21 protein-coding genes are annotated in these 24,017 nt (G+C 61.6%); 6 read left to right on the top strand and 15 right to left on the bottom strand.

The window, feature by feature from the left end; all coding sequences use genetic code 11:
- Positions 1-31 precede the first annotated feature (31 nt).
- Together TQ39_RS16120 and TQ39_RS16115 are read right to left on the bottom strand one after the other, a co-directional pair.
- Positions 32-358 (bottom strand): HEAT repeat domain-containing protein, encoded by a 327-nt coding sequence (locus TQ39_RS16120; protein WP_050006294.1) that lies wholly within the window; start codon positions 356-358, stop codon positions 32-34.
- 220 nt (positions 359-578) lie between these two features.
- Positions 579-2,120, bottom strand: a complete 1,542-nt coding sequence (locus TQ39_RS16115; RefSeq protein WP_050006293.1) for a UDP-glucose--hexose-1-phosphate uridylyltransferase — start codon at positions 2,118-2,120, stop codon at positions 579-581.
- Between the two features lie 483 nt (positions 2,121-2,603).
- Here TQ39_RS16115 and asnS point away from each other — a divergent pair, with 483 nt between their 5' ends.
- Positions 2,604-3,989: an asparagine--tRNA ligase gene (asnS, locus tag TQ39_RS16110; protein ID WP_050006292.1), complete on the top strand. Its 1,386-nt coding sequence runs from the start codon at positions 2,604-2,606 to the stop codon at positions 3,987-3,989.
- Between the two features lie 54 nt (positions 3,990-4,043).
- On the opposite strand, the gene TQ39_RS21860 is transcribed toward asnS, so the two are convergent.
- Together TQ39_RS21860 and TQ39_RS16105 are read right to left on the bottom strand one after the other, a co-directional pair.
- Positions 4,044-4,175 carry a hypothetical protein gene (locus TQ39_RS21860; RefSeq protein ID WP_009324116.1) on the bottom strand — a complete coding sequence of 44 codons (132 nt, stop codon included), beginning with the start codon at positions 4,173-4,175 and terminating at the stop codon, positions 4,044-4,046.
- Between the two features lie 88 nt (positions 4,176-4,263).
- Positions 4,264-5,256, bottom strand: a complete 993-nt coding sequence (locus TQ39_RS16105) for a helix-turn-helix transcriptional regulator (RefSeq protein ID WP_009324117.1) — start codon at positions 5,254-5,256, stop codon at positions 4,264-4,266.
- A gap of 145 nt (positions 5,257-5,401) precedes the next feature.
- Between TQ39_RS16105 and TQ39_RS16100 the strand changes: the two genes are divergently transcribed.
- Positions 5,402-6,745, top strand: coding sequence for an MATE family efflux transporter (locus tag TQ39_RS16100; RefSeq protein ID WP_050006291.1), 1,344 nt, complete (start codon positions 5,402-5,404; stop codon positions 6,743-6,745).
- Positions 6,746-6,875: 130 nt separating this feature from the next.
- Here TQ39_RS16100 and TQ39_RS16095 read toward each other — a convergent pair whose 3' ends face one another.
- The 5 genes from TQ39_RS16095 to TQ39_RS16070 form a co-directional block, all read right to left on the bottom strand.
- A complete protein-coding gene (locus tag TQ39_RS16095) occupies positions 6,876-7,475 on the bottom strand; it encodes an HD domain-containing protein (protein WP_050006290.1) in 600 nt (199 codons plus the stop codon).
- A 78-nt stretch (positions 7,476-7,553) separates the two neighbouring features.
- Positions 7,554-8,525, bottom strand: a complete 972-nt coding sequence (gene gluQRS, locus TQ39_RS16090) for a tRNA glutamyl-Q(34) synthetase GluQRS (protein WP_050006289.1) — start codon at positions 8,523-8,525, stop codon at positions 7,554-7,556.
- Positions 8,509-9,339 (bottom strand): nitroreductase family protein, encoded by an 831-nt coding sequence (locus TQ39_RS16085; RefSeq protein ID WP_050006288.1) that lies wholly within the window; start codon positions 9,337-9,339, stop codon positions 8,509-8,511. The genes gluQRS and TQ39_RS16085 overlap by 17 nt, the downstream gene beginning before the upstream one ends.
- Positions 9,340-9,954, bottom strand: coding sequence for a GNAT family N-acetyltransferase (locus TQ39_RS16080; RefSeq protein WP_009321693.1), 615 nt, complete (start codon positions 9,952-9,954; stop codon positions 9,340-9,342). It abuts the gene before it with no gap.
- 262 nt (positions 9,955-10,216) lie between these two features.
- On the bottom strand, positions 10,217-11,917 hold the full coding sequence (locus TQ39_RS16070) for an ammonium transporter (protein WP_082052311.1): 1,701 nt from the start codon (positions 11,915-11,917) through the stop codon (positions 10,217-10,219).
- Between the two features lie 466 nt (positions 11,918-12,383).
- On the opposite strand from TQ39_RS16070, the gene TQ39_RS16055 reads away from it, so the two are divergent.
- The 3 genes from TQ39_RS16055 to TQ39_RS21000 all read left to right on the top strand — a co-directional run bounded on the left by TQ39_RS16055 (position 12,384) and on the right by TQ39_RS21000 (position 14,142).
- Positions 12,384-13,121 (top strand): lysophospholipid acyltransferase family protein, encoded by a 738-nt coding sequence (locus TQ39_RS16055; protein ID WP_050006284.1) that lies wholly within the window; start codon positions 12,384-12,386, stop codon positions 13,119-13,121.
- 79 nt (positions 13,122-13,200) lie between these two features.
- Positions 13,201-13,944: a hypothetical protein gene (locus tag TQ39_RS16050; protein ID WP_009321696.1), complete on the top strand. Its 744-nt coding sequence runs from the start codon at positions 13,201-13,203 to the stop codon at positions 13,942-13,944.
- Positions 13,945-13,968: 24 nt separating this feature from the next.
- Positions 13,969-14,142 carry a hypothetical protein gene (locus TQ39_RS21000; RefSeq protein ID WP_009321697.1) on the top strand — a complete coding sequence of 58 codons (174 nt, stop codon included), beginning with the start codon at positions 13,969-13,971 and terminating at the stop codon, positions 14,140-14,142.
- A 130-nt stretch (positions 14,143-14,272) separates the two neighbouring features.
- Here the strand turns inward: TQ39_RS21000 and TQ39_RS20495 are convergent, their stop codons facing one another.
- The 4 genes from TQ39_RS20495 to TQ39_RS16030 form a co-directional block, all read right to left on the bottom strand.
- Entirely contained in the window at positions 14,273-14,917 is a 645-nt protein-coding gene (locus tag TQ39_RS20495) for a class I SAM-dependent methyltransferase (RefSeq protein ID WP_050006283.1), read from the bottom strand.
- Between the two features lie 70 nt (positions 14,918-14,987).
- On the bottom strand, positions 14,988-16,853 hold the full coding sequence (locus TQ39_RS16040; protein WP_050006282.1) for an SGNH/GDSL hydrolase family protein: 1,866 nt from the start codon (positions 16,851-16,853) through the stop codon (positions 14,988-14,990).
- A gap of 182 nt (positions 16,854-17,035) precedes the next feature.
- Positions 17,036-18,385 (bottom strand): MATE family efflux transporter, encoded by a 1,350-nt coding sequence (locus TQ39_RS16035; RefSeq protein WP_156146372.1) that lies wholly within the window; start codon positions 18,383-18,385, stop codon positions 17,036-17,038.
- A gap of 211 nt (positions 18,386-18,596) precedes the next feature.
- Positions 18,597-19,151 carry an ECF transporter S component gene (locus TQ39_RS16030; RefSeq protein ID WP_009321701.1) on the bottom strand — a complete coding sequence of 185 codons (555 nt, stop codon included), beginning with the start codon at positions 19,149-19,151 and terminating at the stop codon, positions 18,597-18,599.
- Positions 19,152-19,300: 149 nt separating this feature from the next.
- On the opposite strand from TQ39_RS16030, the gene pdxR reads away from it, so the two are divergent.
- Positions 19,301-20,710, top strand: a complete 1,410-nt coding sequence (gene pdxR, locus TQ39_RS16025) for a MocR-like pyridoxine biosynthesis transcription factor PdxR (protein ID WP_050006281.1) — start codon at positions 19,301-19,303, stop codon at positions 20,708-20,710.
- Positions 20,711-20,782: 72 nt separating this feature from the next.
- Here pdxR and TQ39_RS16020 read toward each other — a convergent pair whose 3' ends face one another.
- Both TQ39_RS16020 and TQ39_RS16015 read right to left on the bottom strand, forming a co-directional pair.
- Positions 20,783-23,215, bottom strand: a complete 2,433-nt coding sequence (locus TQ39_RS16020) for a sensor histidine kinase (protein WP_156146370.1) — start codon at positions 23,213-23,215, stop codon at positions 20,783-20,785.
- A complete protein-coding gene (locus TQ39_RS16015; RefSeq protein WP_050006279.1) occupies positions 23,193-23,897 on the bottom strand; it encodes a response regulator transcription factor in 705 nt (234 codons plus the stop codon). Before TQ39_RS16015 ends, TQ39_RS16020 begins: the two co-directional genes overlap by 23 nt.
- Positions 23,898-24,017 lie beyond the last annotated feature (120 nt).

Genomic DNA, 24,017 nt, shown 5'->3' with positions numbered 1-24,017 from the left:
AGCTCCCGTTTTGGTTTTTGTGCCTGAAGCTTCAGCCGCCGCCATGCAGCTTACCCACAGCGTCCTTGATGGCCGCTGCCACCCGCTCATCCTTTTCCACGCCCAGATGATGCATAAGAAGCGTATGCGCGCGCGGGTCGCCAAGATCACCCAGCGCGGAAGCGCTGGCGGAACGGATCTCGGGGTCGTCGTCCAGCAGCAGGGTGATGAGGACGTTGCAGGCATTGTCCTTTCCGGCCCTGCCCAGCCCGGCAATGGCGGCAAGACGGACGTTTTTGTCGCGGTCATGCACGAGCTTGACCAGCTCATCCTCTTTCCCCTTTTGAACACATTTTTCGATTTTTTCCAGTTTCCCCATACAGCATCGACCTTTCTAAGGTACGTTCCGAAAGCGGACGTATTTTTTCCTTGCATACAATGATACGAGCCATATTTGACAAAACACCGGAGAAAAAGTGAGCAAATTGTGAATAAATATTACAAATTTGAAATCGCAGCACGAAGCGGCGCGGATGCCGGACGAAACGGCATATTACGGGGCGCGGTTTTATTTCATTTGGGGAGGGCGCCGTTCGGCCTTACAGCTTTTCGCAGCCCAGCGCGGTAAGAAAACGGTCGAAGGCGGCAAGACCGTCCGGTGTCAGCTTGAACACGCCCGCGTGCTCCAGGCACGTTTCAAACTTCGCGCCGATCTCCCGTTTCACAGCGTCCTGCGCCTGCTCGGGGGAGAGCGCCGTGCCGTATTTTTTCACCAAAAGGTCCAGCCAATCTGCGTGCTCCGGTGCGGCGGCTCTGCACGCTTTTGCGTCCGTTTGGCCGCACAGCACCGCCGCGATGGCTTCGCTCTGCTGCGCAAGGCGGCTGGGCAGGATGGCAAGGCCCATCACCTCGATGAGGCCGATGTTTTCTTTTTTGATGTGGTGGATCTCCCGGTGCGGATGGAAAATACCCTCGGGATACTGCTCTGTGGTGCGGTTGTTGCGGGGTACAAGGTCCAGCACATAGCCTTTTTTTTCGTCATAATGCAGGATAGGCGTGACGGTGTTGTGGGGCGTGGGGCTTCCGTTTTCCATGGTCTCGGCCAGGATGTCCGCCTCTGCATCCGAATAGCCGCGCCAGGTTTCCAGCAGCCTGCCCGCAAAGCCGATAAGCTGGGCGGCGTCCCGGCCGCACGCACGCACGGTGCTCACGGGCCAGCGGATGGTCTCGACGGAGATGTCCGGATACTCCGGCACACGGTAGCGGCACAGCGTTTCGGCGCTTTGCATGGGAAAGGCATAGCTGCCGCCCTGGAAGTGCATGTGGCTGAGGATGCTGCCGCCCACAATGGGCAGGTCCGCATTGCTGCCGCAGGTGTAGTGGGGGAACTGCGTCACAAAATCGAACAGCTGCTCAAAGGTGCGGGGCGTGATGGCCATGGGCGCATGCTCATGGGCGAACACGATGCAGTGCTCGTTGTAATATACATAGGGGCTGTACTGCAGATACCAGGTCTCTCCGCAGAGCGTCAGCGGCACCACACGGTGATTCTGGCGCGCGGGAAAATTCACGCGGCCCGCATAGCCGATGTTCTCGATGCACAGCATACATTTGGGATAGCTGGCTGCCGGCTGCAGGCGCTCCAGAGCGATGGTCTTGGGATCCTTTTCCGGTTTTGTGAGGTTGATGGTGATTTCCAGCCTGCCGTATTTGCAGGGATAGTCCCATTTGATGTTTTTGGCGATCTGCGCGGTGCGGATATAGTTGGATGCGATGCACAGGCCGTAGAAATAGTCCGTGGCCGCGCGCACGCCCTGCGTTTGCCGCAGCTGCTCGAACCGGGCGGCCGTCTCGCTTTCCCGGGGCATCACCGCGCCCATGATGCGCGCCTCAAAATTTACGCGCAGAGCGGGCACCTCCCCGTCGTACAGGCCGCGGGCCGCCGCGTCATCCAGCAGAGCGTCCAGCAGTACGGTGGGAACGTCCAGATGCTCCTCCGGCACGCCGTCCGCCCACGGCTCAGACAGGCCGAACAGGTCCAGCAGCGTGTTGCGCGCCACATAGGCGTCCAGCTCGCCGATGAGAGAATGTTGCAGGCTGAATTGAAGCAGCCGTTCGATTAAAAGCGCGGTGTGGGCCATGATTTTCCCTCCAAAGTCGGATAAAATATCATTTCGTACATTTTAATTATAGGAGAGTGGCAGCGGGATTTCCATGTAGTTTTGTTGTATAAAACGGCGATTCTGTCGCGAAACGCGCTCTGTGCCCGCGGACGGACCCGTCTGCGGCTTGACAAGCGCCGTCGGGGATGATAGGATAAATACAATTCAAAGGCAGTGACGGAGAAAAGTAAGGCGGAACAGCCGGAAAAGCGAGCGGGGGAAGGTGGAAGCTCCGCGCCGCGCCCCGCCCGAAAGAACACTTCCGAGCCGCAACCCGAACGCCGGGCATGCACCGGCCGTAGGCACGCCGTGGGCAGCGCGTTAAGCTGCGGGCGCTTTTTGGCGCAGAAAAGTGGCCGCGCAAGCGGTAATTTAGGTGGCACCGCGGATTCGACAGCAATTCGTCCTAAAGGTTTGGGACATTTGGCTGTCGATTTTTCATTTTATGAAGGAGGATATCTCATGAAAAGGACAGAGATCCGTGCGCTTTTCGCATCCGCGCCTGCCGACGGCGCCTCCGTCACCGTGTGCGGCTGGGCCAAAACGGTGCGGGATTCCAAAAACATCGGTTTTATCGAGCTTTCCGACGGCTCCTGCTTCAAGCCGCTGCAGGTGGTGTTTGAAGCCGCCAAGCTGGAAAATTACAAGGACATTGCCAAAGCGGGCGTGGGCACCAGCCTTGTGGTGACAGGCCGCGTGGTGCTTACGCCGGGGGCCAAGCAGCCGCTGGAGGTGAACGCCGATTCCATCCGCGTGCTGGGCGCGTGCCCGCCGGAGTACCCGCTGCAGAAAAAGCGCCATACTGTGGAGTTCCTGCGTACCATGCCGCATCTGCGCCCGCGCACGAACACGTTCAGCGCGGCGTTCCGTGTGCGCAGCGTGGCGGCTTACGGCATCCACAAGTTTTTGCAGGAAAACGGTTTTGTATACGTGCATACGCCGCTGATCACCGGGTCGGACTGCGAAGGCGCGGGCGAGATGTTTCGCGTTACCACGCTGGACGCGGCCCAGCCGCCCCGAACGGAAGAAGGCGCGGTGGATTTTTCCCAGGACTTCTTCGGCCGCGCTACGAACCTGACGGTCTCCGGCCAGCTGGAGGGCGAGGCGATGGCCACGGCCTTCGGCAAGATCTATACCTTCGGCCCCACCTTCCGCGCCGAGAATTCCAACACACCGCGCCATGCGGCCGAGTTTTGGATGATCGAGCCGGAGATCGCCTTCGCGGACCTGGCGGATGAGATGGACCTCTCCGAGGCAATGGTGAAAAGCGTCATCGCTTATGTTCTGGAGACCTGCCCGGACGAGATGGCTTTCTTCAACCAGTTTTTCGACAAAACGCTTCTGGAGCGCCTGAACGCGCTGATAAACAGCGATTTTGCCCGCGTTTCTTACACGGAGGCCGTGGAGATCCTGAGCAAGCACAACGATTCGTTCCAGTATAAGGTGGAGTGGGGCACGGACCTGCAGACCGAACACGAACGCTTCCTCACCGAGCAGATCTATAAAAAGCCCGTATTTGTGACGGACTACCCCAAGGCGATCAAGTCTTTCTATATGCGTGTGAACGGCGACGGAAAGACCGTGGCTGCGGCGGATATGCTGGTGCCCGGCGTGGGTGAGCTGTGCGGCGGCAGCCAGCGTGAGGAGCGGCTGGACGTGCTGACGGCGCGTATGGATGAGCTGGGCCTTTCCCGCGCGGATTATGAGTGGTATCTGGAGCTGCGGCGCTTCGGTACTGTGGAGCACGCGGGCTTCGGCCTGGGCTTCGAGCGCCTGATCATGTATCTGACGGGCATCCCCAACATCCGCGACGTACTGCCGTTCCCGCGTACGGCCGGCGGCTTCTGAGTATTTGAAAAGGAAAGCGGCGCCCCGTACCAACAGGTGCGGGGCGCCGTGTGTTTATGCTGCTTCGTCGCAGTTGCGCGTATAATCGTCGAAATGCCGCTCGTACGGGGGCTCTTCCCAAGCGGGTACATAGAAATCCTCTTCCTCAAACACGCCTTTCGGCGCAAGCGCTGCCATTTTAACCATACCAAAGGCACTCCTTTCAAACATCGTGGTTTCTTTCGGTGTCTTTAGTATAGGATATTATATGTCCCATAATCAGGACTTTTAACGCTTATTCGTACTGCGCGAGCATCTCCCGGCAGAAGGCGGTGTATTCCCGCACCACGGCAGGCGGCCCAAGCAGCTTTGCGTCCGTGCCGAAGCCGGCCACCCAGCCCATGAACTGGGGACTGACGACGGCCTGCACATGCACCCGGAAAAAGCTGCCGCCGTCGGGCAGCAGTGTGACCTCCTTGCCGAAGCGGTCCAGCACCACGCCGGCCAGCCGCGCGGCGAACCGCAGCTCTACGTCCTGCTGCGCACCGCCGAACATCCCGAACATCTGTTTGGCGTACTGCGCCATGTCGAAGCCGTCGAATGTCGCCTTGCCCAGCCTGGACTCTTCCAGAACGGACAGATTCGCCATTTTGTCCACGCGGTAATGGCGGATGCCCGGCGGCGACGCTGTGTGGTCGTAGGCCACAAGATAATAGTTCTCATCGTCCCACACCAGCGCGTAAGGCGAGCGCTCGTAGAGCTGGCCGTCCCGGCGGTAGCGCACGGTTTTTTCCATAGTCCATTCAAAATAACGGAACGCAATCTGCCTGTCCTGTGAAATAGCCGTATGGATGGTGTCGATGCTGTAATAAATACTCTCGTTCATGCTTTTTACGCGGCCCACCGCGTACACCTGCCGCTGCAGGCTCTGGGCCTCCCAGCGGGAGGCGAGGCCCTCCAGCTTGCGGATAAGCTCACGGCTTTTTTTGACGGAGAGGAATTTGGAGGACTGTACCGCGTCTACCAGCAGCTTCAGCTCCGGCAGCTCGAACTCCCGGTGGGCAAGCTGGTAGCCACCCGCTCGGCCGCGGGTGGCGATGATATCCATGCCGTAATCCTCCAGCGCACGGAGATCATCGTAGATGCTTTTGCGCTCGGCGTGCACGCCCAGTTCCTCCAGCCGGGACAGGATGTCGCTCATAGAAAGCGCGTGGTCTTCGTCCGTTTCCCTGCGCAGCAGGTCGGCCAGGTACAGCAGCTTCAGTTTTTGTCCTTCGCTTTTCGGCATCCTGCACATCCTTTACAATGCTTTTTTGTGGAAAAAATTGAAAATTTTTTCAATCTGTTTTATACTGGTATCATAGCATGTCCCATGCGGGATGGCAAGGAACCGCCGTCCGTGCGCGGGCGGGAAAAAGAGGGGGAGCGTTGCCTTGATCACCGATATGTCCCAGGGGAGACCCGCCGCCATCCTGTGGCGGTTCACCATCCCCATGCTGCTGAGCGCGGTGTTCCAGCAGCTGTATAATGTGGCCGACAGCGTGGTGGCGGGCCGGTTTGTGGGCGAAGATGCGCTGGCTGCCGTGGGCGCGTCGTTTCCCATCACAATGATCTTCATGGCCGTGGCGCTGGGCAGCAACACGGGCTGCTCGGTCATCATCAGCCAGTTGTTCGGCGCGAAGGAGACGGCCCGCATGAAAACTGCGGTGTCCACCTCGGTTATTGCCATTCTGGCACTTTCGGCGCTGCTTACGGCCGGCGGCTTTCTGTTCTGCGAGCCGCTGATGCGCCTGTTGGGCACGCCGGAAAATGTGTTTGCGGATTCCCAGCTCTATTTGAATGTCTATATCGGCGGGCTGACGTTTTTGTTTTTGTACAATATTTGCACGGGCGTGTTCACGGCGCTGGGCGATTCCCGCACGCCGCTGTATTTCCTCATCGCTTCGAGCCTTGCGAACATCGTTATGGACGTGGTGTTCGTGGTGTGTTTTCACATGGGCGTTGGCGGCGTGGCCTGGGCCACGTTTTTGTGCCAGGGCGTGGCCTCCGTTCTGGCAGCATGGACGCTGTTCCGGCGGCTGCGGGGCGTGCCCGCGCCGGAGCGGCATCCGCTGTTTTCCTGGCGGATGCTGGGGCGCATTGCGCGCATCGCCGTCCCCAGTATTTTACAGCAGAGCTTTATCTCCGTGGGCAACCTGTTCATCCAGAGCCTTGTCAACAGCTTTGGCTCCGCTGTGGTGGCCGGTTATTCCGCGGCGGTGAAGCTGAACACCTTTGCGCTGACGGGCTTCACAACGCTGGGCAACGGCCTCTCCAGCTTCACGGCCCAGAATATCGGCGCGGGCCGTCCCGAACGTGTGAAGCAGGGGTTCCGCGCAGGCGCGGGCATGACGCTGTGCGTGGCCGTGCCGTTCATTGCGGCGTTCGTGTTCGCGGGGCCGCAGATGGTACGCCTGTTTTTGAGCGCTCCCAGCGCCGACGCGCTGGCACAGGGCACGCTGTTCCTGAACATCGTGGCGCCGTTCTATGTGCTCATTTCGCTGAAGCTGGCGGCGGACGGCGTGCTGCGCGGCGCGGGCTGCATGGGCCAGTTCATGACGGCTACGTTTACGGATCTGATCCTCCGTGTGATCCTGGCGTTCCTGCTTGCGCCGCGCTTCGGCGCCGCGGGCATCTGGATGTCCTGGCCGCTGGGGTGGGCAGTGGCGGCTGCGCTGTCGCTGGGTTTTTACTTTACAGGAGGCTGGCGCAAGCGCGTGGGCAGCATCGACAAATAGAAAAAACAAAGGGCGCGGCCATCGGCCGCGCCCTTTGCAGAAGGCCCGCTGTGCTCTGAATGGATTTATGGGAAGATAAAGCGTTTACCGCCCCGCCGCCCGTGCACCCGGCGCTGCCGCAGGGAGCACGTCAGCGGTAGATGCAATCTTCTATATGCGGGAGCAGGGTATAGATGGAATTCCCAATGAGCGCTTCAAAATATTCCTTATACTGATACGTTTTATTCCACCGGTCGATGGAAAACGGGTATATTCCATAGCGCCTTGTTGTGTCGATGAATCTTTTTTCCAAGATGCAAAAACCACTGGCGTCGGCAAGTGCATCGCAGAGAATGATCAGTTTGTCATAATCGTCATAGTCGAGGCCGTTCAGGAAATCCCGGATGAAGGCGTACTGCGCTGCGCTGATATCCTTCTTTCCGATGTCGGCTTCAATATCCTTGACGGGGAAGGAATGCGTCAGACAGATCCTTGCGACCTCGTCCCATCCCCGCGCGGCGGCGTAATCGTATCCGTCGATGATGTGCCTGACAGCGGCCACTCCGGTTCTTCGGCCTATGTCGTGCAGCAGCCCGCAGACAAATGCCTTATCGCTGTCCATTTTATCGCAGCGCCCGGCAATCAGCTCTGCCGCATGCGCCACATTTCTGGAATGTTCCCCCCAGGGACCGGGATTCAGTTCCTCGGCCTTTGCCAGTTCCTGGAGTGCGGTTTTTCGGTCCGGAAACATATCGGCTCCTCCTTTTGCACAAATGCATTTACAGCCCCGGCAGAGCCATGGGCGCTGCTTTGCGTATTTCAGACGTCATTATTCCGCGCGCGCTTCGTTCAGCAGCCGGGCGGGTACGGTGATATCCCGCCGGGGCACCTTTTCCCAGGAAAAGCATGCGGCCAGCGACCGGAGCGGCACCGGTTCCGGCGCGGGCTGCTGCCCGGCCAGAAAGGCTAGCCAGCCCGTCAGCTCCGCGGGCGTGAAGCGGGCGCGCAGCGCACCCATGTCCAGGCTTTTTTCCCGCTTGGAGAGCCGGACGCCCTCCGCGTTCACCAGCAGCGGCAAATGGTAGTATTCCGGCGTGGGCAGGCCCAGCAGCCGCTGCAAAAAAATCTGGCGCGGCGTGCTGGAGAGCAGGTCCTGCCCACGCACCACCTGCGTCACGCCCATGCGCGCGTCGTCCACCGCCACGGCCAGCTGGTAAGCATAGATACCGTCCGAGCGCCGCAGGATGAAATCGCCGCATTCCCGGGCGAGGTTCTGCGAAAAATGTCCAAGATGTCCGTCTGTGAAAGAAACGGACTCTTCCGGCACGGCGATGCGCAGAGCGGGCGCGCGCCGCCTGCGCAGAGCGTCCGCCTCGGCGGGAGAAAGCCGCGCGCACCGTCCGCCGTACAGTACGGCGCCGTCGGAAAGGTGCGGCGCGCTGGCGGCGTGCAGATCGGCCCGGGAACAGAAGCACGGGTAAACGCGGGCATGTTCTTTCAACATCTGCAGGGCCTGTGCGTACAGTTCGCTGCATTCACTTTGAAAATAGGGGCCGTCCGGCCCGCCTCTCCGGCCGCCTTCGTCCCAATCCAGCCCCAGCCAGGCCAGGTCCTCCTCCAGAAGGCGCGCGTGCTCCGGCTTGCAGCGTCGGACGTCCAGATCTTCGATCCGCAGTAGGAAGCGTCCGCCCCGGCTGCGGGCGGAAAGCCAGGCCAGCACAGCGCAGAACACATTGCCAAGATGCATCCGGCCCGAGGGGCTGGGCGCGAAGCGCCCGCACACGTCAGTCCGTTCCCGCATGGCTGTTCTCCGTCCTCCGGACGCCGCGCGCGTTTCCTTCCTCCGTGCCGGGCGTGCACTGCGCCGAAAAGGCGCGCAGGTATACCGCGGCCGAGCGGGACATCTCCCGTGAAAAAACGCTGTTGTATTTGCGCGCGCAGAATGCCTGCATCCGCGCGGCATAGTCCACGTCCGCGCGGCCCTCGGCGGCCTCGCGCGCGCGGTACATGGCCTCGTGTTCCTCCGGCGTCATGCGGCGGTAACGGTTTTCCCGTACGATATACCGCGCGTCGAAGCGGGCGGGCTTGCGCCGTTCCCGCTGCTGCTGCGTGGGCCGGCCCAGCACCAGCATGGCGGCGGGCACGGCGTAGGGCGGCAGAGCCAGTGCGCTGCGCACATCCTCGCAGTTTTCCAGAATATCCCCGATGTAGCAGCTGCCAAGGCCGAAGCTTTCGGCGGCCACCACCGTGTTTTGTGCGGCGATGGCCGCGTCCGCCGCGGCCAGCAGCAGGTCGCCCTCCCGCGGCGGACGGGGTGCGCAGCCCGCCGCGGCAAAGCCGTCGTACCAGCGCTGGCAGTCCGCCACAAACACCAGCACCACGGGTGCGTCCGCGATGAAGGGCTGGTGGTCGCACAGGTCGGCCAGGCGTGCCTTCAGCGCGGCGGCGGTGATGTCGAGGATGGTGTACAGCATCTGGTTGCCAGCCGTGGGGGCCTGCATGGCCGCCTGGAACAGCGCGTTTTTAACAGCCTGCGGCACAGGCTCCTCTGTGAACACGCGGACGGATTTGCGCGCGCAAAGCGCATCCAGTGTGGGATTGCGTTCAAATTCCATTCAAAGCACCTCCGGCGCGGGACGGCACAGGGCTGCCGCGTCGCGCAGTGATCGTTCCGTTTCGGCGGCGCCCAGCGCGCTCAGCGGCACAGGCGGCACGGGCACGGCAGGAAGCGGCTGCAACGTGAGCTGATAATAGGAAAGACCCAGCCACCGGCCGTCCTTGTAGCCCGCGTGGGGCAGGCGCGCGGCTTCGGCAAAGCCCATCCGCTCGTGGAAGGCGGCGCTGGCCGGGTTGGGGTGTGTGATGAGCGCAAAGCAGTTGACGTAGCCCTGCCTGCGCAGCAGAGCCAGCAATGCGGTGTACAGCGCGGTGGCGGCGTGCCTCCGGTGTGCGGCGGCAGACAGGTATACTGTGACCTCGGCGTCCCAGTCGTAGCCCCGGCGTGCGGCGAAGCGACCGGCGTAGGCATAGCCCAGTACCGCGCCGTCCTCCTCCGCAAGCAGCCAGGGAAAGCCCGTGTCCAGATGCTCCCGCAGCCGTCCGGAAAATTCCGCCAAAGACGGCGCCTCGTATTCCCAGCTGGCGGTGGAATGCTCCACATAAGGCGCGTAGACCGCCAGCATGCCGCCCGCGTCCTCCGGGCGCGCCATGCGCAGTGTGATGCCAGGCATCGTATCCCTCCCGTCCCGGCCGTGGCCGGGGTCATGCCGCCGGGCGGCAGAGCCGCGGCGGTTCAAGAAATATTATACGGCAAAGCCCCCGCCGGCGCAATGCGCAGGCGGGGGCTTTGTAAAACAGACCGGCTGCCTCACCGGAAAGGCCCGCCGGAGCCGGAAAACCGAACAGGCTCTTGCGGCGAATTGAAAAAGAAAGGCTTTAAATAAAATCCTGCGAACGCAGGTCTCCACCCGGAAGGCACAAACGAAAGTATGATCAGTGAGTGTCCTGCAGGGCGGCCACGCCCTCCTCACCGGTGCGCACCTTCACAACATTTTCCACATTGTAGACAAAGATTTTACCGTCGCCGATGTGTCCGGTATACAGCACCCGCTTCGTGACGTCGATGACGCTGCGCACGGGCACCCTGCTCACGACGACCTCCACTTTCACCTTGGGCAGCAGTGTCACGTCCATGGGCACGCCGCGGTAGAATTCGCTCTGTCCCTTCTGCACGCCGCAGCCCAGCACCTGCGTCACGGTCAGGCCCGTCACACCGATGGAGGAAAGCGCCTCTTTCAGTGCATCAAAGCGGCTCTGCCGCAGCAGGATGACCACTTTGCTGATACGCGGCCCGGATGCGGGAGCGGCGGTGACGGTGGTGGTTTCCACCACAGGAACCGCTTCGTCGGCGCTTTTTGCCGGGACAGCGCCCTCAACAGTCTCCTGCACTTCAGGGCTTACCATGCCCAGCGACATGGGCGCAAAGTCCGCGTAGGCCGAGATGAGCCCGTGCTCGTGGATGTCCAGGCCGTCGATCTCCTCCTCGCGGGAAACGCGCAGGCCGATGGTCTTTTTCAGCAGGAAGAACACCAGTGTGATGGCAACGCCGACCCAAGCGCATACAGCCAGCACGCCCAACATCTGTACGCCCAGGAAGCCGAAGCCCCCGCCGTAAAACAGGCCGCCGTCCGTGGCGAACAGGCCCGTGAGCACAGTGCCCAGCGCGCCGTTGACAAAATGCACGCCGATGGCACCCACAGGGTCGTCAATTTTGAGCTTCTGGTCGATGAACTCAACGCCGAACACCACTGCGAAGCCCGCGATCAGCCCGATAATGGCCGCGCCGAACGGGTCCACTGCGTCGCAGCCGGCCGTGATGGCCACAAGTCCGGCCAGAGAACCGTTCAGCGTCATCGAGACGTCTGGCTTTTTGTAACGGCTCCAGGTAATGATCATCACCACACAGGTTGCCACAGCTGCGGCCAGGTTGGTATTGACGAAGATGAGGCTGGCGTTCACCAATGTCTCGTCCCCCGTCATCGAAACGGTGGAGCAGCCGTTGAAGCCGAACCAGCAGAACCACAGGATAAAGCAGCCCAGCGCGGCCAATGTAAGGCTGTGGCCCGGGATGGCGTTCGCCTTGCCGTCCTTCGTATATTTGCCGATGCGCGGCCCCACCATCTTTGCGCCGATGAGCGCGCACAGGCCGCCCACCATATGCACTGCCGTGCTGCCCGCAAAGTCGTGGAAGCCCAGCTGGCTCAGCCAGCCGCCGCCCCAGACCCAATGCCCGCCGACAGGGTAAACGATCAGGCTTATGGCTACGCTGTAAATGCAATAAGAAAGGAACTTGGTGCGCTCCGCCATCGCGCCGGAGACGATGGTGGCCGCCGTGGCGCAGAACACCGTTTGAAAAATGACGAACGCCCAGGACGGGAACGTGCTGCTGTAATCGCCCAGGATGAACGGGTCGAACCCGCCGATCAACGCGCCGTCCCCCGCGAACATGATGCCGAAGCCTGCCAGCCAAAAGGCAACGGTGCCGAGGGCAAAATCCATCAGGTTTTTCATGATGATGTTGCCCGCATTTTTGGCGCGTGTCAGGCCGGTCTCCACCATCGCAAAGCCCGCCTGCATGAAGAATACCAGCGCCGCGCCCAGCAGCACCCAAATGGTGTCTACGGATGAATACATAATGACCCCTCCTCAATTTTTTACGCTTTTCAACCGCGGAAATACAACAAAAAAGGCGCCGCCGGATGTCCGGCAGCGCCTTCGCTGTTGTTGCATTCAGTTTACGCGCCGGGACGTGGCATGTCAAGCCCGCGGCGGCAAAATTGCGCCTTTGTACAAGGCGCATCCAAAATCAGACCGTAAAGTTTAGAATATATGCACAAGACCAAACAGACAAAAAACGCGGATGAAAATACAAATATTGGCGGGCCGTATAACAAAAAGGAAAAATACGATTTTTTTCCCGCTTGTTCACAACTCTGCCACTTTTTTTGTGTAAAATCGGGCTATACTAACAACAGAGCAGCACCGAGGCCATGCTGCGCGGCAAAACTGTTTGCGTATTCGCCCGGTTTGCGGTATCATAGAAAAAGTATGCAGGCCGCCGGACGCGGAAAGCCTGGCGCGGAAAAGGAATGATACCGGTATGGCAATATTGCGGACGATCGTGTGGTTTTTCTATTTCTTCGGCGCGCTCATCGTGCTTACACCGAAAATGAACGAGGCAAAGCGGCGCAAGGCCGCGGGGGATGAGAGCGGCTGCCGGGCCATCGTGGACAGATATGTGCCCATGTGGATGTCCACTCTGATGCGCATTGCCGGGTGTACCGTTACGGTGAACGGGCTGGAAAACATTCCGAAGGACCGGGCCGTGGTATTCACGCCCAACCACCAGAGCGATTATGATATCCCCATCACGCTGGTGCATCTGGACAGGCCCCACGCGCTGGTGGCGAAGGTGGAGACGCTGAAGATCCCACTGGTGCGCACCTGGATGAAGCTGTTCGACTGTGTGTTCATCGACCGCAAAAATCCCCGCCAGGCTGTCACGGCCATGAAGGAAGCAGGCGCGCTGCTGGCGCGGGGCGAAAGTGTCATCGTGTTCCCCGAAGGCACGCGCAGCAAGGGCGACGCCATGGGCGAGTTCAAGCACGGCGCGTTCAAAATGGCCTTTGCGGCGGGTGCGCCCGTGGTGCCCGTCGTCATCGACGGCAGCTATAAGATTATGGAGGCAAACCACAACCTGATGTGTCCCGGCCATGTGACCATGACCGTGCTGCCGCCCATCGAGACCGCCGGGCTGGACCGGGCGGCGCAGAAAGCGCTGCCGGACGAGGTGGCCCGGCGCATTGCCGCGCACAAGGATAAAACCACAGCGCACTGACGCCGCGCAGCGGCGTATGCATAAAAGCGTGCGGGCAGGCCCGCCGCGACACATATAACAGAAAGAGGGAAACACGTGTATGGCAAGCCCGCGCTACACACTGAACATCAAGCCCGAGGACCTGCAGCCCGAACAGCCGAAGCATGAGATGACCGGCAAGGAAAAACGGGAAAATTTCTGGTTCTATCACAAATGGCATGTGATCGTCGGCATCGTGGCCGCGCTGATGGTCTTTTCGTTCGTTTGGGAGATCGCCACCCAGGTGCATCCGGATTATACCATCGGCATCCTCACCACGACAGGTGTGCCCATGGGCACCGGCGAGGCACTGGCCGAGCAGCTCAAGCCGTATTTTGACGACCGCAACGGCGACGGAGAGGTCGTTGTGAGCGTGATGGAATACACCATCGGGAAAGACGCGGATTCCATCGCGGACCCCAACGTCCAGATGGCGAACATCACGAAGTTGTCCGGCGACATCGACGGCGGCGAGAGCATGCTGTTCCTTGTGGACGATATGGAGTATTTCCAGGAGCAGTATATGCTGTTCGCCTACAACGACGGCACATCTCCCGCAGAGGGCGAAAAGCCGGACTATGCGCGCATGGGCGTGCGCTGGGGAGACTGTCCGGCGCTCACGTCGCTGGAGCTGGGCGCGTCGGAGAACTTCGACGGTTCGCAGGGGTATGATTACCAGACATTTTTGCAGGACTACAAGCTGGTGCCCCGCGTTTATACGGGCACCAAGCTGGAAAAGGATGAGGACGCCGCCGCGTATTACGAAAAGGCGATGTCGGTGTTCCATACTCTGACGCGGCAGTGAACGAACGGAAAAGGAGGAAGGCGTATGCTTCCCTGGCAGTGGATCCTGATGGCTGCGGTGGCCGCGGCGCTGGTGATTCTGGGCGTGCTGGTGCTGGCGGCAGTGGCGGCCAGCCGTTCCAGGCCGCGCCCGGAGCAGCTTACGCCCACCCAGCGCACGCAGAACCCGTACCGCCGCTTTTACGGCGGTAGAAAGTAGGCGCGGCGCGCGCTGCTCTCTTGGAGCTGAGATAAAAGAGGCCGGAGCCCGGCGGGATTTCCCCGCCGGGCTCCGGCCTCTTTTTATCGGTTTGCAATGAAGCTCATTCGATGCTTGGCTGTTTTTTGCGTCAAACAGGCTGCGGAGAGTCGTGCCGCCCGATGGAAAGCACCCCCGCGCAGTGGGAAAGCCGCGCGAAGGAAAGGCGCAGGCTGGGCAGAGCACCGGCAAGCAGCTGCGCCACGGCATAATCCTCGCCGCAGTCCCAGGCCGTCCCGGCCGCGGCATGGCAGGCATCCAGCTCGGCCTGCGTTTCAAAAGCCACGTCTCCTATCAGACATTCGCCGCCGGGGCTGAGACGGCGGGACAATTCCAGCAGGAACGTGGGTTTCCCGGCGTCCGGCACATGGTGGAAAGCATAGGTGCTGATGATAAAATAGAACGTCCTGCCCTCCAGCGCGGGGGGCAGGCCCCGTGTGAAATCATACAGATACAATTCCGCGCAGGGCATCTTGGTGCGGGCGGCGTCCAGCATATTCTGGGAAAAATCCACTCCGGCTACCGGATGGCCGGCCGCGTACAGGCGTGCTGTCAGCATGCCTGTCCCGAAGCCCAAGTCCAACACATCGGCGCCGGGACGGCTGTTCACACGGGCCTCGATAAGAGACAGCACCGCATCGTAGCCTGCGAAGGGATATTCCCCCGCATCGTGGGAATGGCGGACGCTGGCGTCATAACCGGCGGCCCATTCGTCGAAACCCTTGCTGTTGAGCATAAAAAACCTTCTTTCTGCCTGATAGAAAAAATGAAAGCCGCCCGCCACAAAAAGGGCAGGCGGCGAAAAGCTATGCGGCAGGGGCGGGGATAGGGGTAGTTGCGGGAGGAGCCCAGTTTGGGTCCTGTCCACCGGCACCGCAGACTGTACAGCTGCGGGCGCCCGTGCTCGGATCCGTCGTCCCCCAAGTATGGGGCTGCAGTTCCGTGGGTGCAGGGCACCCGGCGGCGGAGCAGGTGCGCTTGTGATTCGCGCCGTCACCCGCATCCGTCCAGCCGCTCCAGGCATGGACATGTTCGGCGGGCGGCGCGGTCCAGTTGGGGTCCTTTCCGGCCGCGCCGCAGACAGTGCAGGTGCGCATACCAGTAGCCTGGTCCGTTGCGCCCCAGGAGTGGGCCTGTGTTTCCGTAGGGGCGGGACATCCGGCAACGGAGCAGGTGCGTTTGTGGTTTACGCCATCGCCGGCGTCCGTCCACCCGCTCCAACTGTGGGTATGAGTGTCAAGAATGGCGTGACATGTGGGCTGTGTACAGTAAATGTGCATTTTGGTGGCGTCGTTGGGGTCTGCCGTCCAGTTGCCTTTGATATGGTTCTCCGTCTCGGTCTTGGGCGGGTTGGTGCAGCCGCTGGCCGTGCAGGTGCGCGTATGCGTGCCGTTGCCCGCGTCCGTCCAGCTGCCGAAACTGTGCGTGTGCTTATTTTTGAACGTCACCCACACACTGATGGATTCCAGCTTTGTATTTGCGGGCACGGTGAAGGTCAGCGTGCCGTTGTTCACATTTTCAATGCGTCCCTCGGTGCAGCCCCATTCCAGCGAATAGCCTTCCTTGGCGGTGGCCGTCACGGTGGAGCACGTTTCGCCGGGCTTCACCTTCTGCGTCAGCGTGCCGGACAGCGAGCCGCCGTCTTTGCCGTCCTTGATGGAGAACGTGACGGTCACGCCCTCGGCTTCGGAGCTGGACGAGCTGGAGCTGCTGGACGCCGCCTGCGGGTTGAAGGTCTCCTCCGGCGTGGCCGTGTGCGTGGGGATGGTGGTCAGCGCCGGGCGGCGGTCCTCGGTCTCGTAGGTGTGCGTGCGCACATAGTCGATCAGCGCTTTGGCGCCCTGCTCATTCAAATGCAGGCCGTCCTCGATCATATACGAAGCTCTGGCAAAGCCCGTGGCGGGGTCCTTCAGGGCCTCGCTGCTGTTCAGGAACCGGTAGCCGTCCTCCTTGGCAAGGTCCGCCAGAGCTTTGTTGAATTCATCGATGGCCTTCTGCGCGGCGGCCGCGCCCGTGCGCGTCTGCGCCACGGGCGGTACGGCGTTGATGATGATATCCGCGTAGGGCCATTCCTTTTTGATGGCCTCCAGAGCACTGCGGTACTGGTTTTTGAATGTGTCCGCAGTGGAATTGGTGTTATTGGTGCCGTATGTGATGACGATGCGCCGGGGCTGCATCATGGAGACGGCCTTGGCGACATACACCGGGCTGGATGAACCCTTGAAGTACATGCACGGCGTGCTGGTGACATGCTGGATGCCCATACCCACGGCGCTCAGGTTGTTCTGCCACGTTGTCAGGCCGTAGGCCACCAGGCGGTAGGTGTTGGAATCGCCCAGAAACATCGTTTCGTCAATGTACGTCTGGCCGCCGTCCGCAGTCTCCGGCAGGATGGTGCCGTCGTAGGCCTGTTTATCCAGCGCGTCCGCGTCCGGGTCATAGCTGCCGCTCTGGGAAGCGGAGACAGACGACGAAGACGGTGCGGACGAGGAGGCATCCACGGGCGCGGCGTCGGGCAGCAGGGACATCACAAGAATAGCGAGCAGCGCGATGATGAGCGCGGCGGCGCATACCAGGATGGCGATGTCGATGGGGCTGCCTTTCTTTACGCGGCCGAAAAAGCGCGCCAGCGCTTTGCCGGCCTTGCGGAAATATCGTTGGATCTGTTGCACGGCGTTTCCTCCTAAGATGGCCCGTTCGTGTACAATACGGGCATTCTAACGTTTCCATTGTACACGATTGTAACGCGGAAAGCCACCGTTTTCTTTCAAAAAGAACGGTGGCTTTTCGGGGTTTTCTTCCTGTTTGTGCGTTTTTTGCCAAAAAACGTCCGGTTCGGGCCTGTGACCCGGCCTCAGCGGGCGCGGGCCAGCGCGTTGTTTTGCTGGCGGTGCAGCTCGGCCAGATAGGCGGGCACCAGCATCACGGCTGCGCCCGTCCAGGCCACCGGGTTTGCCAGGCACACGCCGACATAGCCCAGGAAGCGAGAGAGGAGGATGGCGGCGGCCAGGCGCATGGCGAGCTCCACACCGCCGGAGATCAGCGGCATCACGGCGTTGCCCAGGCCTTGCAGCGCGTTGCGGTAAACGAACAGCACGCCCAGGGCCAGAATGAAAACCGCTTCGATATTTAAAAACTGTACCGACGCGGCGATGACAGCCGTCTCACCCGGGTCCACGAACCAGGTGGTGATGGGCGCGGCAAACAGCCATACCACCACGGCCGCGGCCAGCCCGGCAATGAGGTTGAGCACCGTGGCCTTGCGCACGCCGTCCTTCACGCGGTCCAGCTTGCCGGCGCCCGCGTTCTGCGCGGTAAAAGTGGCTGCGGCCAGCCCGAAGGTGAACGTGGGCTGCGTCGTCAGCTGCTCCACCTTGGAGGCGGCGGTGTATGCCGCCACCACCGTGGAGCCGAAGCCGTTGATGGTCACCTGTAAAATCATGCAGCCGATGGCCGTTACGCTGTTGGACAGCGCCGTGGGAATGCCCATCCGGGCAAGGCGGCGCACCATCGGGCCGTGCCAGGCCCAGTCGGCCCGGCCTGTGCGCAGGATGGGGAATTTTTTCAGCATATAGACCAGGCACAGCAGCGCCGAAACGCCCTGAGAAAGGATGGTGGCCCAGGCGGCGCCCGCCACGCCCATGGAGAACGTCACAACGAACAGAAGGTCCAGCACGACGTTCAGCGCGCTGGAGAGGCACAGGAAATACAACGGCGTTTTGCTGTCGCCCACGGCGCGCAGCAGGCCGGAGAACAGATTGTAAAACAGGCTCGCGCCCAGCCCCAGAAAGATGATGCCGATGTATGCGGCGCTGTCGCTGAAGATGTTTTCCGGCGTGTTCATGGCGCGCAGCATCGGTTCTGTACCAAGAAAACTGGCCGCCGTAGCCACGACGGTGACGATGAGGGACAGCAGCATCGTCATGGCCACGCACCGGCGCAGCCCGGCCTCATCCCGCGCGCCGAAGCGCTGTGACACCACCACGCAGAACCCGTTGGCAAGCCCGATGACAAAGCCCAGCACCAGGAACGACATACCGCCCGTGGCGCCCACGGCGGCCAGCGCGTCCACGCCCACAAAGCGGCCCACGATCATGGCGTCCACCATGCTGTAAAACTGCTGGAAGATATTGCCCACCAGCATGGGCAGAGAAAACCGGAGCAGCAGCCGCATGGGGCTGCCCGAAGTCATATCCGTAACCAAAAAAGCACCTTTCCTTTCCCGAAAAGCGGCGCTTCGGGGCCGTGTGCCCCGCGCCGCGCGGAGCCGAAAACAGCCCTGCACAAAACGCTATTCTAGCCCATCCGGGCACCGATGAAAAGCCTTTTTTTGAAATTTGCGATATTTTTCCGAATTGGACAAAAAAGCACGGCCCGGAAGGCTCCGGGCCGTGCTTTTTGCCTGTCTGCAGAGGTTATTCGCTTAGAATGCCCGCCTTGCGCAGCGCGGGCCGCACGGCTTTTGCAAGCAGCACGGACACTACCACGGCCAGCACCGCGTTGATGAGGGACGTGACGCCCTTTGTCACGAGCTGCGTCTGCACCGCGCCCAGAGCCTGCCCCTCGATGTAAAACTTCATGATGAAGGACTTCAGCAGGTACAGCGCCACATACGTCACGCTGCCCACGGACGCGCCCAGCACGTCCCGTCCCAGCGAGATATTACCGCTCCGGTGGGCGATGAGCCCGGCCAGAAAGCCGATGAAAAATTTTGTGATGAATGTGATCCAGCTTTCCGCGATGTACAGCGGATTCGTAAAGTCGAACAGCATACTGCCGAAGCCGGAGGCAAGGCCGCCCGTCAGGGGCCCGAACAGCAGGCCGGACAGCGCGCAGAACACATTGCCCAGATGAATGCGCGCTACCTCCCCGATGGGAATCTGTATCCAGCTGAATACGAATACCAGAGCGCTCAGCAGGCCCGTGACGGCCAGCCTGCGCACGGTGAACCGGTTGGATGTTTTTTCCATGAATACCACTCCTCTTTGTTTTTGCCCTGCGCCGCGAATTTCCGGTTGACAGGGCCGCCGCTTTCGCTTATCCTCAATTATAGAAGATTGTGAACTGATTAAAATACTCAATTTATGAATATTTTATAAGGTCAGATTGGAGGGCAGGCATGGAAAGCTTTACGCTGGGACTGATGCGCGGGGACGGCGCGCCGCTGTACCGTCAGCTATACCGCCATATCGTGGAGGAGATCGCTTCCGGCGGGCTGGCGGCGGGGGAAAAGCTGCCCAGCAAGCGCCGCCTGGCAGCGGACCTGCGGGTGAGCGTTTCCACCGTGGAAACGGCCTACCAAATGCTGGTGGCGGAGGGCTACATAGCGGCCCGCGCGAAAAGCGGCTTCACGGTATGCCGCATTGAAAAGCTGGACGCACCCGTCCGTCCGGCTCCGGCCGCGCCGCCGGAACCGCCCGCAAAGCGCTGGGCCTATGATTTCGGCACGGGCAGTGTGGACACTGCCCTGTTTCCGTTCAAGACATGGGCGCGCATCCAGCGCGAGACAGTCACCGCCCATCCGGAGCTTCTGAACCATGGCTCCCGCCAGGGCGATGCATCCCTGCGCGCGGCCATTGCCAAATATCTGCATGCTTACCGGGGCGTGGTGTGCGCGCCCGAGCAGATCGTGGTGGGCGCGGGCATCGAATATCTGGTGGGCCTGCTGGCCCGGCTGTTCTGCGCCAGCACCTTTGCGGTGGAAAATCCGGGCTATCCCCGCACGGCGCAGGTGCTGCGCAACAACGGCGTGCGCACGGTGTTCGTGCCTGTGGACGGGGACGGCATGACGCTGGACGCTCTGCAGGCCGGCGGCGCGCAGCTTGCGTATGTCACGCCCAGCCACCAGTTCCCCACGGGCGCAACGATGCCCATTGCCCGGCGCACGGAACTGCTGCGCTGGGCGGGCGCGGCCCCGGGACGTTATGTGGTGGAGGATGACTACGACAGCGAATTCCGTTACGACACCCGGCCCATTCCATCGCTGCAGGGGCTGGACCAGGCGGGGCGGGTGATCTATGTGAGCACCTTTTCCAAGAGCATGGCGCCGTCCATGCGCATCGGCTATATGGTGCTGCCGGTGCCTGTGCTGGAGATGTACCGTGCCGAATACGGCGTGTATTCCTCCACGGTGTCGCGGTTCGAGCAGCAGACGCTGTGCCGCTTTATGGAGGAAGGGCATTTCGCGCGGCATCTGAACCGCCTGCGCAGCGCCTGCCGCGCCCGCCGGGACGCGCTGCTGGAGGCGCTGTACGCCGCTTTCGGCCGGGATGGCGTGGCGGTGCGGGGCAGCCACACCGGGCTGCACCTGCTGGCCGCGGTGCACAACGGCATGACGGAACGGGAGCTGGTGGAGGCGGCGGCGCGGGCCGGCGTGCATGTGAACGGCCTTTCCGCCTATTATATGGAGCACCCGGAGGACTGTCCGCCCGCCACCGTGGTGCTGGGCTATTCCGATATGGACGAGAGGGCGCTGCGGGCCGCTGTGGACGCGCTGCGCTGCGCGTGGGGCGCGCGGCCTTCGGAATAAAAAGCAAACCGCCGTTTCCGCCGGACTTCGTGTCCGGGGAAACGGCGGCTTGTTCATTTGTATCCGTACGGTTCAGATGCCTGCGGGCAGAGCGCCGCCCGTCTGCGGGGCGCTTTGCGCGTCTGCGTCCGGCGCGGCGGGGAGCGGGAGTGTTTCCGGCTGCTCGGGCTGGTTCGTGTCGGGCAGCGTTACCGTGGCCTTGAACAGGTCGCCGTCCACTGTGATGGAGAACGTGCCGCCCTGCAGTTCGGCAAAGCTCTTGGCAATGGCAAGGCCCAGGCCGCTGCCCTCGGTGTTGCGGGAACGGTCGCCCCGCACAAAGCGGTCGGTGATCTCTTCCGCGCTGAAATCCAGCTCGGTGGCGGAAATGTTTTTGAACACCACCTGCGCGCCGTGCTCCTGCGGCATCAGCGTGATATAAGCCCGGGTGCCGGGCATGCCGTATTTGGTGATGTTCACCACTAGGTTCTCAAAGATGCGGCAGGTCTTTTGCCCGTCCAGCACCAGAGGCATGCGTTCCTCCGGGAGCTGCCAGCGGAAATCGATGCCGCTGGCTTCGGCTTTGTCGGCCAGCTCGTACTGGACCTGCTTGAGCAGTGCGGCCAGATCTACTTCAGCGTAATGCATGGCCACGTTCCGTGTGGCGGCCTTGCTCACCTCAAACAGGTCCTCGATCAGCCGCTTGAGCCGCTGGGATTTTTTGTCCAGCGTTTCAATGTATTTGGCCCGGTCTTCGGCAGAAAGGGCGGGGTCCTTGAGCAGGTCCACATAGGTGATGATGGCGGTCAGCGGCGTTTTCAGGTCGTGTGAGACGTTGGTGATCAGCTCGGTCTTCATGTTCTGGCTGCGCACTTCGGCGGCGACGGCCTTTTCAAAGCCCGCGCGCACCTGGTTCAATTCGTCCTTCAGCGGGTCGAACAGGCCCATGTCTCCCTCCACAGGCGTGGCCAGGTCTCCGCCGGCCATGCGCCGGGCGGCGGCCAGCAGGGCCGCGTAGTCCTGCTGGATGCGGTTGGCGCGGCGGCGCAGCAGGAAGAACAGCACCACCGTGTAGATCACGGTTCCAGCAATGCCCAGGAACCAGAAGCAGCAGATGAACGTGACGATGGCGAAATTTACGGCCAGCAGGCGCAGCAGCGTTTTTTCAGCGGGGTCCCGCAGGTCGATGGCGGTGAGGGCGCGCCACATGCGCCCCAGCGTGCCGCTCACGGCACGCCAGACGCGCCCCGCGCCCCGCAGCAAAGCGCGCACGGCCCGTGCGGCCAGGCTGCGGTTTTTCAGATAGCCCAGCCAACCGTCCCGGGCCAGGCCCTGGCGCAGCGCGAGAACAGACATAAACGTCACCTCCAAAAACAGGAACAGAAGCCCCGCGCACAGCAGGTTCGCCATGGTGTTGGCCGCGGAGGGCAGGTCCACGCTGAATTCGTCCCGCAGCACGGCGGCGATGCTGCCGTCGAAATTGCTTGTTACAGCGCTGGAGGGGACGCCGTTCATCAGCACCGCGCAGCCGAGGGCCAGCAGTACCAGCTCCAGCGGCACACGGCACAGCCAGCCGCCGCCCAGCCCGCTGCCGCGCCGGCGGCCGAACCACAGGGCCAGAAGCGCCGCAAGGGCCAATGCAGCCGCAAACAGGGGATCGAAGGCGTGGCTGATGAAGGAGCGCTCCTGAGACGTTGCGATATACCAGCTGATGTCATCCGAAGCCGCGAATACCCGCGGGACCCCGTAGACGAAGGTCACGCTTTTGGGAGCGGAAAGATCGTAGTAGGACAGAACGTCCAGGTCAAGATGCCGGCGTATGGCGTCGGTGCCGTAGGCCTGCATATCCGTGTTCCAGATAGAAGCGGAAAAGTCCTGCTGGCCCTCCTCGCCCAGATAGGAGGCTGCATAGGACATATTGCCCTGCGCGTCGAAGCGGAGCGCCAGCACATAACGCCACTGGGCGGCGTCGAAGCCGTTTTTGGCGGGGTCGTCCGAAAGAAAGCCGCCAAGCCCGGCTTCCGTGTTGGTGTATGTTTTGCCCGTTGCGTCGTCCGTCACGGCGTAAAACAGATTGCCCCAGCTGCCCGCCAGCTCGTCGGCATGGGCTTTCACGCTGGCGTTGAAAGCGTCCAGCGCGGAGATGGCATCGGGCGCGTAAACGTCCAGTCCGCCGTAGGAGGCGTTGGTGCCGCCGCTTTCGTCACCGGCCGCGCCGGTGTAGCCCAGCACGAAGTCCTCCCCGGCCTCCCGTGCGGCGTAAACAGCGGCGTTCGCGTCGCTCAGCAAAAGCTCCGACGGCTCAAACTCCTTGCCCTCCCACTGCTCGCGGGCCCGCCAGTACAGCGTATGGTTGGCCGTCTGGATGTTTTCCACAAAGGGATCGTAATAATAAAACAGGACGCCCTGTTCCTGAGCGCGGGCGTACAGCGGACGCAGCCCGGCCAGAAGCCCCACGGCCAGCGCCAGCAGCAAAAGTGCGGAAAGCAGCCCCGCGGCCGCCTTACTTTTCGATCTTGTACCCAATGCCCCACACCACTTTCAAATATTTCGGTTCCCTGGGATTGTATTCTATCTTTTCACGGATGTTGCGGATGTGCACCATGATGGTATCCGTGCTGACGGCGCGTTCGTTCCAAACGCGCTCGTATATCTCCTCGGCGGAGAACACGCGCCCAGGGTTTTTCATCAGCAGCGCCAGAATTTTGAACTCCAGCGGCGTCAGCTTTACGGGCGTGCCGTCCACGGTCAGCTCCGCGGTGTCCTCGCACAGCTCCAGCCCGCCGATGACATAGGTGCGCAGGGCGGGCGCAGCGGCTGCGCCCGTCGCCCGCAGAAATTTTTCGTACCGGCGCAGGTGGGAGTGCACCCGGGCCAGAAGTTCCATGGGCACGAAAGGCTTGGTGACGTAATCGTCCGCGCCGATGTTCAGCCCGGTGATCTTATCAATGTCCTCGGATTTGGCCGACAACATGATGACGGGGAACTCGCAGCCCTCGTCCCGCAGCTTCATCACCATGGTGATGCCGTCCATCATGGGCATCATCACATCCACAACGGCCAGATGGATGGGCAGCTGCCGGGCAAGCTCCAGCCCCTGGGCGCCGTTGGCCGCACCGTGTACAGTATAGCCCTGGTTTTTCAGGTAAATGGAGACGCCCTCGCGGATCTCGGCGTCGTCCTCCACAACAAGAATATGCGTTTCCATGCGTTTCTCCTTTTGTCCGGCTGCGATGCGGTATGCCGCGCGCCCGGCGGGCGGCTGGGCGGCATCGTGCTTCGTATATCGATACTATTTACTTAATATAGCACAAAACCCGGACAGAGA

The sequence above is a fragment of the Ruthenibacterium lactatiformans genome (assembly GCF_000949455.1).
Taxonomy (GTDB): domain Bacteria; phylum Bacillota; class Clostridia; order Oscillospirales; family Ruminococcaceae; genus Ruthenibacterium; species Ruthenibacterium lactatiformans.
The sequence above is the reverse complement of the archived record's forward strand: the minus strand, read 5'-3'. Positions and strand labels throughout refer to the sequence as shown.